11 protein-coding genes are annotated in these 11,670 nt (G+C 39.1%); 1 reads left to right on the top strand and 10 read right to left on the bottom strand.

Translation table 11 applies throughout. From position 1 onward, the window contains the following. Positions 1 to 21 precede the first annotated feature (21 nt). Positions 22 to 624 carry a glycerol-3-phosphate 1-O-acyltransferase PlsY gene (plsY, locus tag ACEN4I_RS10085; RefSeq protein ID WP_407102840.1) on the top strand — a complete coding sequence of 201 codons (603 nt, stop codon included), beginning with the start codon at positions 22 to 24 and terminating at the stop codon, positions 622 to 624. A 251-nt stretch (positions 625 to 875) separates the two neighbouring features. Here the strand turns inward: plsY and ACEN4I_RS10080 are convergent, their stop codons facing one another. The 10 genes from ACEN4I_RS10080 to lepB all read right to left on the bottom strand — a co-directional run bounded on the left by ACEN4I_RS10080 (position 876) and on the right by lepB (position 11,659). Further along, a complete protein-coding gene (locus ACEN4I_RS10080; RefSeq protein WP_407097305.1) occupies positions 876 to 1,754 on the bottom strand; it encodes an aldose 1-epimerase family protein in 879 nt (292 codons plus the stop codon). A 126-nt stretch (positions 1,755 to 1,880) separates the two neighbouring features. Next, the gene (codY, locus tag ACEN4I_RS10075; protein WP_407097306.1) at positions 1,881 to 2,678 is read right to left on the bottom strand and encodes a GTP-sensing pleiotropic transcriptional regulator CodY; all 798 of its coding nucleotides are present in this window, start codon (positions 2,676 to 2,678) and stop codon (positions 1,881 to 1,883) included. Positions 2,679 to 2,696: 18 nt separating this feature from the next. Next, positions 2,697 to 4,121 (bottom strand): ATP-dependent protease ATPase subunit HslU, encoded by a 1,425-nt coding sequence (hslU, locus tag ACEN4I_RS10070; protein ID WP_407097307.1) that lies wholly within the window; start codon positions 4,119 to 4,121, stop codon positions 2,697 to 2,699. Between the two features lie 53 nt (positions 4,122 to 4,174). Then, positions 4,175 to 4,717, bottom strand: coding sequence for an ATP-dependent protease subunit HslV (gene hslV / locus ACEN4I_RS10065; RefSeq protein WP_407102839.1), 543 nt, complete (start codon positions 4,715 to 4,717; stop codon positions 4,175 to 4,177). A 34-nt stretch (positions 4,718 to 4,751) separates the two neighbouring features. Then, complete coding sequence (gene xerC, locus ACEN4I_RS10060; RefSeq protein ID WP_407097309.1) at positions 4,752 to 5,651, bottom strand: tyrosine recombinase XerC; 900 nt, start codon at positions 5,649 to 5,651, stop codon at positions 4,752 to 4,754. 228 nt (positions 5,652 to 5,879) lie between these two features. Beyond that, on the bottom strand, positions 5,880 to 7,958 hold the full coding sequence (gene topA / locus ACEN4I_RS10055) for a type I DNA topoisomerase (protein WP_407097310.1): 2,079 nt from the start codon (positions 7,956 to 7,958) through the stop codon (positions 5,880 to 5,882). Positions 7,959 to 8,210: 252 nt separating this feature from the next. Continuing rightward, positions 8,211 to 9,083, bottom strand: coding sequence for a DNA-processing protein DprA (dprA, locus tag ACEN4I_RS10050; RefSeq protein WP_407102838.1), 873 nt, complete (start codon positions 9,081 to 9,083; stop codon positions 8,211 to 8,213). 120 nt (positions 9,084 to 9,203) lie between these two features. Further along, complete coding sequence (locus ACEN4I_RS10045; protein ID WP_407102837.1) at positions 9,204 to 10,004, bottom strand: ribonuclease HII; 801 nt, start codon at positions 10,002 to 10,004, stop codon at positions 9,204 to 9,206. After that, positions 9,997 to 10,869, bottom strand: a complete 873-nt coding sequence (gene ylqF, locus ACEN4I_RS10040; protein ID WP_407102836.1) for a ribosome biogenesis GTPase YlqF — start codon at positions 10,867 to 10,869, stop codon at positions 9,997 to 9,999. The genes ACEN4I_RS10045 and ylqF overlap by 8 nt, the downstream gene beginning before the upstream one ends. Before the next feature lie 121 nt (positions 10,870 to 10,990). Further along, complete coding sequence (gene lepB / locus ACEN4I_RS10035; RefSeq protein ID WP_407102835.1) at positions 10,991 to 11,659, bottom strand: signal peptidase I; 669 nt, start codon at positions 11,657 to 11,659, stop codon at positions 10,991 to 10,993. Positions 11,660 to 11,670 lie beyond the last annotated feature (11 nt).

The following is an 11,670-nucleotide window of genomic DNA, read 5'->3' as shown; positions in this document are numbered from 1 at the left end:
GGTAAGGAGAGAAATTGATCGATGACAACAATACTCATGTTTGTTCTATCGTACCTTTTAGGATCGATTCCCTCAGGCGTATGGATCGGGAAAAAGTTTTACAATACAGATATCCGTGAATATGGAAGCGGCAACACAGGAACTACCAATACCTTTCGAGTGCTTGGAGTAAAGGCAGGAATAACCGTTTTAGCAGCAGATGTTCTTAAAGGGACATTAGGCGCTAGTCTGCCTTATTTTTTTCATTCTGATTTAAACCCTATGGTAGTGGGGCTTGCAGCTATTTTGGGACACACTTATCCTTTATTTGCCCAGTTTAAAGGCGGTAAAGCAGTTGCAACCAGTGCAGGGGTATTGCTGGCCTATAATCCACCATTCTTTATCTATTGTATTGCATTGTTTGGTATATTATTGTACTTTACACGCATGGTGAGCTTAAGCAGTATGACGGCCTTAGTTCTCATTACTTTTTCCACTTTGTTCATACACGACTGGGTGTTAACAATCATTGCCTTTATCCTGACAATATTTATTACGTATCGTCACCGAGATAATATCACCCGTATCAAGAATGGGACTGAAAGCAAAGTTCCATTTGGGTTTCGTTATAAAAATGAAAACTGATCTGTCTTGTTCTTATAAAAACCAGCGAAGCAGGCAGCTTCTCTTTTGTTTTCAAAGTCAAAGACGCAAAAAAGGCTGTCTCAAAATTGAGACAGCCTTTTTCTTGTTCTATACTCTTTGACGTTGGCAAATAAAAAATAGTTTCCTTTTCAGTTGAACCTTTTAGAAACTCATCCCCAACAATTTCTTTACCATCGCCAGCATATGAAGAGCCCCTTTTTCTGCTTTTTAAAACGACCGGAAAACAGTCGTTAATTAACTTGGATGGAATATTTCGTTTGGAATGTCTCTTGAGCGGGCAGCGTTTGAATGCCTAGTTTATCTTCCAGCTTACCTGAAGCATCAACGGTATCGGCTATTCCATGCCACGGTTCAATACATACAAAAGGAGCTTTTTTCCCAGGAACAGACCATACCCCAACATAAGGGTGATTTTCAAATGTAACCTCTACAGAATGAGGCGTTTTATCAGATTGTATGCTAAAAGTATTGCTGTTTTTCACTTCAAATACTAACGCATCGTTATCAAACAATTCTCTATCCAAACGCAATGTAGTGTTTGTTTGAGCTAAAGTTGTATGAGCGGTATCTGCATAAGGACCCTGCAGCGGAATTTGTTTTCGAGATCGTCTCGGCAAAAAGCTCAAGTAATAATCTTCGAACTTAGTAGACTCAGTCAAAGGTACATTAAATCCAGGATGTCCGCCTATAGAGAAGTACATCTGTTCACTGTCAGCTGTATTTTTAACTGAATAGGATACTTGTACTGTATTTTCGATAACTTCATAAGCTATAAGGAGAGCAAAATCGAACGGATACAGTTGTTTGCTTTTTTCGCTGGAAGTCAATTGGAAAACGACTTTTTGCTCTTCTTGTTCCACCAATTCAAAGTCTTCGTCTCGAGCAAATCCATGTTGTGTCATAGAATAAGTCTGGCCTCTATAGGTGTAGGAATCTTCTTTTAATCGGCCTACTATCGGAAACAACACCGGAGACTTTCTATTCCAATACTCTTTATCTCCTTGCCATAAGTACTCTATTTCCGTTCCGTTGCTCCGGATACTTTGCAGTTCTGCCCCTTTTGAAGCAATCTCTACAGTTAAGTAGTTGTTTTTTATGCTGACGGTCATCTACATCATCTCCTATAATTCTCTAATTGTTGACTAAGCGCTTGCTTTAGAATAAAAAAAATAACCTCACATCCGAACATGGAGGCTTTTTTCTAGTTGATCGAGCTGCTCACTGCAGCCCGGTCATCATTTTTCAAGCATGTGCACTAACTTTTCGTTCTTGATACGAATGTAAGTCCCTTTCATACCAAGCGATCTAGACTCAATGATTCCGCCAGATTCTAATTTTCTTAAGGCATTGACAATCACAGACCTGGTAACGCCCACTTCATCAGCCACATTGGCTGCCGTTAAACGTCCTTCCAATCCATCTAATTGTTTGAAAATAGCTTTTACAGCTTTTGATTCGCTGTAAGACAACGTATTTAAAGCCAGTTGAACCGTAGCATCGTCTCGAGCATCTTTTTCCACTTCTTGTTTCTTGATGTTCAAGACTTCAATCCCTACAATAATGGCGGCATGTTCTCCAAGAATCAGGTCGCTGTTGTCAAACTCAGGTGTTTCACGCGCTAAAATCAGCGTTCCCAGGCGTTCTCCGCTGGCAAAAATAGGAATAACCGTGGTCAGCCCTGACGTAACTTTTTCCCGCGATTCTATAGGGAAAACCGTATAATCACTCTCAATACCGATGTTTGCCGTAGTGAGAGTGATTTCCAACATGCTGTCTGCATATTCTTTCGGAAATTTCTTTTCGATCAACATTTGTTTGACGCGATCATTGTTGATCGCGTGTTTTTCAAAGAATCCTAACAAATTTCCTTTTTCATCAATCAAATACGTATTGACTTTCAAAATATCGCCTAAATTTTTAGTTAAATTCGTAAAAGGCAGTTGATCGGTATCTTTATTTCCTGAATCAACGATTCCTCCAACTGTTTGAAGGAGGCGATTCATGTTGCGCATTTTTTCTAGTAGTTCTTCCATTTTTCATCCACCACCAAGTTACAGAATATAACGACTCAAATCTTTATCGGCAACAATATGTTGCAGTTTATCATCAATGTAATTTTCCGTAATTGTGATTTCACCCATTTGCATATCAGGAGCTTCAAACAATAAGTCTTCCAATACTTTTTCTAAAATGGTATGCAATCTGCGGGCACCAATGTTATCCGTTTCCGTATTCACTTGGTACGCAATATCCGCCATTCGTTCAATGGATTCATACGTGAAGGTGACGGTGATATTTTCTGTTTTGAGCAATTCTCGGTATTGTTTGACCAAGGCATTGTTAGGCTCTGTTAAAATCTTAACAAAGTCATCTTTCGTCAAATCATCTAATTCTACGCGAATCGGGAAACGTCCTTGCAACTCGGGAATCAAGTCACTTGGTTTAGACACGTGGAAAGCACCTGAAGCGATAAACAGTACGTGATCTGTTTGGACAGTTCCATATTTTGTGCTGACGGTAGACCCTTCTACGATAGGCAATATATCTCTTTGAACTCCTTCACGAGAAACTTGGCCATCATTTTTTCCTTTAGAAGTGATTTTATCGATTTCATCAATAAAAATGATACCGGAATTTTCAGCCAATTTAACGGCTTCCGCATGGATATCTTCCGCATTAACCAGTTTTTCAGATTCTTCTTGAACAAAGATTTCTAGCGCTTCTTTAACCGTTACTTTTCGTTCCACTTTTTTCTTAGGAGACAATGCGCCTAATGTATCAGAAAGATCGATACCCATTTGCTCCAAACCGGCATTCATTGGCGAATTCATCGTTTTCTTTTGTTCGTCTACTTTAATTGTGATCTCGCGGTTGTCTAAAATCCCATCACGGATTTGTTGTTGGATATTCGCGCGATTGGTAGAAATCTCAGGAGTGACTTCTTCTGATTCTTCTTCCATCGGATCAAACTGATTTGGATTGATGCCCATATTTTGAAACATTGCTCCGAAAGGATTGTTCGCATTATTTGCTTGTCGCTGTTCTTTTTTGATGCCGGGCACTAAAATTTTAGCCACACGTTCAATCGCTCTTTTTTCAGCTTGAACGTATACTCTGGAATATTGTTGTTTCTTCACGATTTGGACCGCTGATTCCACTAAATCCCGAACCATTGATTCTACGTCGCGTCCAATGTAGCCCACTTCAGTAAACTTAGTAGCTTCAACTTTGACAAATGGCGCTTTGACAATATAAGCTAATCGTCTGGCAATTTCTGTTTTACCTACACCCGTTGCTCCGATCATCAAGATATTTTTAGGAGTGATCTCTTGTTGCATTTCTTCGCTTAAGTGTAAACGACGGTAGCGATTGCGCAAGGCAACAGCCACTGATTTTTTTGCTTTGTCTTGTCCGATGATATATTTATCTAATTCTGTGACTACTTGTCTTGGAGTAATATTATCTAGTTCGTTCATTATCCTTCACGTCCTTGTATCTTTTTTTCTATCTTATTTGAAAGTTTTAAGGTTTAGTTGAATTCTTCCACGATGATATTGTGATTGGTAAAGACACAAATATCTGCAGCTGTTTCCAGTGCTTCACGTGCGATTTCAGCAGCAGAAAGGTCTGATCCATGTTTTTTTAGCGCTCTTCCTGCAGCTAATGCAAAATTCCCGCCGGACCCGATCGCTAAAATACCGTCATCGGGTTGAATCACTTCTCCATTACCTGAAACTAATAGCATTTCATCTTTATTCATGACGATCAATAAAGCTTCTAATTTTTGCAACGCGCGATCTGTACGCCACTCTTGAGCCAATTCAACAGCTGCACGGGTCAGATTACCTTTATATTCATTTAGTTTGTTTTCAAACTTTTCTTCCAGTGTAAAAGCGTCTGCCACACTGCCGGCAAATCCTGTAATTACCTCATCGTTGTATAAGCGTCTTACTTTACGGGCAGTGCCTTTCATGATGACTTGTTCGCCCATTGTTACTTGACCGTCACCAGCCATCGCGCTTTTACCATTATGTTGAACAGCAAAAATAGTTGTAGAATGAAACTCTGTCATATTAATTCCTCCATTTAACTACACCCAGGCTCTCTTAAGCTCTAGGATGAAATTGACGATAATTTTTTTGTAAGCTTTCTTTTGTTACATGAGCATAAATTTGGGTCGATGATAAGCTTGAATGTCCAAGGAGTTCTTGAACAGTACGCATGTCTGCACCGTTGTTCAACAAATGTGTCGCAAAGGTATGTCGGAGCATATGCGGATGAATGTCTGATGTAAGACTGCTTTTTTTGATGACTTGATTCAACACGTATTCAATTCCTGTAGGTGTGATCCCATCTCCATGGTGATTCACAAATAACGTCTTGTGTTCTTTATGGTGCTTCTGCATCAACGGTTTACGTCCTTTTTCCAAGTAATGCTGCATCGCAACTGCCGCATAATGTCCAAATGGAACATAGCGTTCTTTATTGCCTTTTCCATGGACCAATAATACATTTAACTCGAAATCAATATCTTGTAACTGAATACCGGCACACTCGCTGACACGAATACCTGTACCGTAGAGAACTTCCAAGATAGCTTCATTGCGCATGTCTAATGGCCCATCTCCTTGAACGGTTTGAAAAAGGACATCCATTTCTTTCTCATAAAAAAATCTTGGCAATCTCAAATTTTTCTTTTTTAAGTGAACATAAGAGAAAGGATTGTCTGTCACGAGTTCATTGCGCAATAAAAATTGATAAAATGCTCGCAGACTCGATATTTTTCGAGAAACACTATTTCGACTTAATTTTTTTTCATTTAATTCTCCCAAGAAAATCCTGACATCTTGGATGGAGACTGTATTAAACGCCGATTCTCCCGTTTGATTTAAAAATGCATTAAATTGTTCAATATCTTCTTGATAAGCTTTTTTTGTGAGAACGGAATAATCCCGCTCTGAAATCAAATAATTTAAAAAAAGCTCGATCAATTTTTGATTGTTCACAAAAATCCCTCCACTCGTACGACAAAGTAACTTTATCATACCAGCAAAGGGATTACAATCGATTGGGAACTCTTTAAACGAAACTTAATCCGATAAAAATCATAGTTCTTTGACCGATTAAATGAATCTAAACCACTTCAAGCTGTGGCGTTTGATAAAACTCGTGAAGCAATTTTTTCATTCCATAAAATTGAAAAGGTCCTGCTTGATCCTTGTTTTATCAATAGATTATTTTTGCAATTCTTCTTCGTAGTCACAGTGGCTACAGATAACTTGTTTGCCTTTAGCAACTTTTTTCTCTACTAGATAATGCTCGCACTTAGGACAATTTCGACCGATCGGCTTGTTCCAAGAAACAAACTCACAATCAGGATAACGATCACATCCGTAAAAAATGCGGTTCTTTTTCGATTTGCGTTCAATAACATGGCCTTCTCCACAAGTTGGACAAGTAACGCCGATGTCTTTAACAATGGCTTTCGTGTTACGACATTCCGGAAAATTGCTGCAAGCATAGAATTTTCCATATCTTCCCATTTTAATGACCATCGGATGACCACAAACCTCACAATCAAATCCGGCTGGTTCATCTTTGATTTGGACCTTTTCCATTTGCTCTTCAGCAATCTCAACCGTTTTTTCAAATGGTTGATAGAAGCGATCGATGACATTGACCCATTCTTCTTTTCCGTCTTCAACTTGGTCTAAATCTTTTTCCATTTGAGCGGTAAAGTGAACATCTACGATTTGAGGGAAGTACTCTGCAATCAGTCCGTTGACGATTGTTCCCAATTCTGTAGGTTCAAATCGTTTGGCAGCTAATTTAACATAATATCTTCGTTGGATCGTTTCCAATGTAGGGGCATAGGTAGACGGACGTCCAACACCATTTTCTTCCAACGTTTTGATCAACGTTGCTTCAGAGAAACGAGCTGGCGGTTGAGTGAAATGTTGCTTAGGTTCAATATCAACTGTCTTAGCCGTCTCGCCTTCTTCCATAGGTGGTAAAATGTTGTCTTTTTCTGTTTTGCCGCTTTCACTGGACTCAATGTACACTTTTTGGTACCCCGGAAACTTCATTTTTTGTCCATTTGCTCTGAATAATACATCATTTCGCTCCAAATCTACTGTCATCGTATCGAAAACAGCTGGTTTCATTTGGCTGGCTACAAAACGAGACCAAATCAAGTTATACAATTTATACTGGTCTTTGGACAAATATTTTTGGATTTCTTCCGGCGTCCGTTTCACACTGGAAGGACGGATTGCTTCATGGGCGTCTTGGGAGCCTTCTGATTTTTTTCCCACACGAGGTTTCGCATTGGCATATTCCGGACCATAATTTTCATTAATAAAGTCATGAACTTCGCCTTTAGCAGTATCCGAGATCCGTGTAGAGTCGGTGCGCATATAAGTGATCAAGCCTACTGTTCCACCACGTCCAAGAGCGATTCCTTCATACAACTGTTGCGCGGTCATCATGGTTTTACGGGTTTTAAAATTGATTTTACGGGCCGCGTCTTGTTGCATACTGCTGGTGGTAAATGGCAGCGATGGATTCCGTTTACGTTCTTTTTTAACCACGTTTGTTATTTCAAATTCATCGCCATCAATTAGCTGAATCACTTTTTGGGTTTCTTCCGCATTCGTCAACTTTGTCTTTTTACCGTTTACTCCATAAAAAGCTGCTTTGAATTTTTTAGTTCCTTTTTTGAAATTTCCATCAATTGACCAGTATTCTTCAGGTTCGAAGGCGGCAATTTCTTCTTCACGATCACAGATCAATTTTAATGCGACTGATTGGACACGACCTGCACTCAACCCTTTTTTGACTTTTTTCCATAGAATAGGACTAATCGTATACCCTACTAAACGGTCTAATACACGTCTGGCTTGTTGAGAATCGACGAGGTCTAAATTAATGGAACGAGGTTCTTTAAAAGCCCCTTTTACAGCGTCTTTCGTAATCTCATTAAAAACTACACGATTTTTATCTTCTATATCTAAGCCCAACAGATAACACAAGTGCCAAGCGATAGCTTCCCCTTCTCTATCCGGGTCAGCTGCGAGAAAAACTTTTTCAGCTTTTTTTGCGTATTTTTTCAATTCTTTGATCAAAGGTCCTTTGCCTCGAATGGAAATGTATTCTGGTTGGTAATGATTTTCCGTATCGATCGCCATGCGGCTCTTAGGTAAATCACGTATGTGACCTAAACTGGCCACTACTTTATAATTTCTTCCTAAATATTTTTCAATTGTTTTTGCTTTAGCAGGTGATTCCACGATCACCAAATATTTATAGGCCAATAAAATACTCCTTTCAATTGAACGTATTCGTTGTATTTATCACTGGTTTGAATAACTAACTGAAATCGTAAATCATCTTATGCTATTCAAGTGGTATTTGTCAACTATTCAAATGAAAGCTTTTTAATTTTTCTAGAAATGACGTCTAAAAAAGAGGGACTCAAAAAAGACAGCTAAAAGCTGAAGCAGCAGTCTTTTGTTTTGTTTTTTTAGATTTATCTTTCGAGAAAAATAAAAAAAGAAAAGTTTTTTTTATAAACGATAGTTTTGTGTCAGCATTTCTCCATTCAATACACAAGTAGCACCTTGTACAATCAAGTCATTGGTCCCCGCACAAAAAGGATTTGTAATAGCTCCCGGCACAGCAAATACTTCCCGCCCTTCACGCAAGGCTAAATTAGCCGTTATTAAGCTGCCGCTGCGGTATTTGGCTTCAATGACTAACGTTCCTGAACTGAGACCAGCAATGATTCGATTCCGCATAGGAAAATGATGTTTCAATGGCTTGGTTCCTATAGGGTATTCAGACAACAGCAGATGATTATCAGCTATCTCATCTTGCAGTTCTTGGTTTTCTTTAGGGTAGTAACAATCCAAACCGCAACCAATAACAGCGATCGTTTTACCTGAATGATGAAGAGCTAATTGATGTGTTTGGGTGTCTACCCCTTTAGCTAACCCGCTGACAAGTACCAACTTTTTCTCGATCAAAGTTGGTACAAATTGCTTCAGCACCTCTGTAGTGTATGGACTATGGTTTCTTGAACCGACCACAGACAGCAAATTTTCTTTTACCAGGCTGATATCGCCTTTATAAAATAATAAGGCAGGCGGATCATAAATGTGTCTAAGGTATTCTGGAAAACGAGGATCGAAAATGGATACCCAATGAATGTTCTTTTTTTGGTGTTCTTGGACTACTTCTGCTAACGGAATAGACTGGTAACTCTCGTAAAAAAGAGTTCTTTTCTGTTCTACGAGTCCTGCACTGTCGGCCAATTCTGCTAATGTACAATCCGGATTTTCCATAACGGCCACGATCATCATGATACGTTGGCTGGAATCCACACCTCTGCATAAGGATAAATGGAGCATAATTAAATTTAACTGTTCAATATTCAACATCTCTCTGTCCCTCCCTTTAATTAAACATACGTAGAAATAGAGAAATTTTTTTAATCCTTGAAATGTTTTTGACCACGCAAAGAAAACTAGGACACTGGTCCTAGTTTCTGTTTCTACTTATTATAATGAAGAGTATTGTTGCCGATAAGCTTCTCGTACAGGCGCAAAACTGTGACGATGAATAGGAGTAACACCTAATTGATCTAAACCATTCAAATGTTCCTTAGTCCCATACCCAGCATTTTTTGAAAATCCATAACCTGGATAAATGGAATCATACTCTTCCATCATACGGTCTCTGGTTACTTTGGCAATAATACTAGCCGCTGCGATTGAAACGCTCTTGGCATCCCCTTTAATAATGCTTTCTTGAGGAAATGAAAGAGGCAATTTCATAGCATCTATCAATAAATGATCTGGTTGAACCTCTAATTGTTCCACAGCTTCGATCATGGCCAGTTTTGATGCTTCATAAATATTCACTTGATCAATGACCGTTGTGTCTTTGATGCCAATACCGATGGCTAATGCTTCAGATTGAATCACCTCAAAGAGTTCTTCTCTTTTAGCTAAAGACAATTGCTTAGAATCATTTATACCGATGACATTAAAATCCTTTGGTAAAATGACAGCAGCAGATACAACAGGCCCTGCCAAAGGCCCGCGACCCACTTCATCGATCCCGGCAACTAGTTTTTTTCCATGAGACCACGCTCGTTTTTCGTAAACCAGCATTTCCTGAAGCTTCATTTCTTTCAACTGTTGTTTTTCTATTTTTCGTTCCCAACTGTTTAAGGCGGTCAGGGCACCTTTGCGAGAATCTAATCGAAAAGCATCTAAACGCTCATCTGACGGATCCGTGATCGTCTGTAAAACCTTTTTTATTTCTGCGATACTAAGTGGTTTATTGGCATCAATCATTCGTTTCTTCTCCTTCAGATTCTTGTACAGGTACAACATCTAAAGTAAATGGACTTATTTTTCCATCACGAATCTCGTATAAGACCATTTCTGCAGCTCGATTGTAATCATCTCTAAAGCCACGTTTTTCACTGATCAACATCAATAACTCTGGATTATCAAGAGTTAATTCTTCTGTTGTCAAATTGTAGCGTTTGGCTAAAGCGGCAGGATGATTTTCTTTCAAAAACCCTAATCCATATAATACAATGTCATCTATATTCAACAGCGTATCTTTGATAGCTCCTGTCAATGCCAGTTTTTTCCCTATTTCGGGATCTTCAAACTTCGGCCATAAAATTCCGGGAGTATCCAATAATTCGATTTCTTTTCCCAATTTAAGCCATTGTTGGGCTTTTGTGATCCCTGGTCTGTTTCCAGTTTTTGCAACATTTTTTTTCACTAAACGATTGATCAGGGTCGATTTCCCAACATTGGGGATTCCGATACTCATGGCTCGAATCGGACGGGGCTTCATGCCTTTTTCAGCCATACGATCAAATTTAGGCTGCATCAATTGTTTAGCTCTGGCAGTAATCTCTTTAACCCCTTTGCCTTCTTGAGCTACGATCGGAATAGCAGGAATGCCTTGGTTTTCGAAGTAGTTGACCCATTGCTGCGTAGCTTTTTTATCGGCCAAATCACTTTTGTTTAAGATCATGATGCGTGGTTTGTGTTGAATGATTTCATCCAACACCGGATTTCGACTGGAAATCGGCAGTCTTGCATCCACCAGCTCAAAAACGACATCCACTAATTTTATTTTTTCAGATACTTCTCTTTTGGCTTTGGCCATATGACCTGGATACCATTGTATTACTTTCATACCATTCACGTCCTTTATTTCAATCATTGTTCCAAAAAGAAAAACTAACCTTTCCATTCCACCAAAAAGTTTCTGGTTAGAATCTCTTGATTAGTTTTATCCTATTGTACAGTGTTGTGTGCTACTCATTTGCTGGATTCATATCTCCAATATCGCTTAACGGCCAAATTCTTAAATCAGTTGTACCAACAATCGCACTTTCTTCCACAAACCCAAAGTAACGGCTGTCTTTTGAGTTGATTCGGTTATCGCCTAATAAAAAGTATTGTCCTTCAGGGACTTTTTCTATTCCAGTCAAGATAGACAAATTAAAGTCATCCGTAAAGTTGTCTGATTCATCTAAGGTAAAATACTCAGCTGCCAAATACTCTTCTGGTACTTCTTCCCCATTAACGAATAAAACATCATCTCGTACTTCTATCGTGTCCCCAGGCACTCCGATCACCCGTTTAATGTATTGTTTCCCTGGATCATCAGGTGCATCGAATACAACAATATCAAATCGATTGATATCCGCTACCTTGTTTAAGATCAGACGATCATTATCGTGTAACGTCGGAACCATTGAATCGCCCTCAACACTTACTGCAGCAAACAAAAAGTGGCGTACCAGCATAAAAATCACTAAAGCGACCACAATATACAGTAGGGTACTAAAAAATTCTTTCCATTTATTAGAAGGCGTATTTTCCGGTGGGGCAGTCTTTCTTTTTTTTGAAGGGTATTTGTCTCTTCGAGGTTCATAGGACTGGTTCATTTGTCCTTGTTCCGCATCATAGTTATTGTTCATTGCTATCTCCT

This window comes from Desemzia sp. FAM 23990, assembly GCF_045528485.1.
In the GTDB taxonomy this organism is placed as follows: domain Bacteria; phylum Bacillota; class Bacilli; order Lactobacillales; family Carnobacteriaceae; genus Desemzia.
The sequence above is the reverse complement of the archived record's forward strand: the minus strand, read 5'-3'. Positions and strand labels throughout refer to the sequence as shown.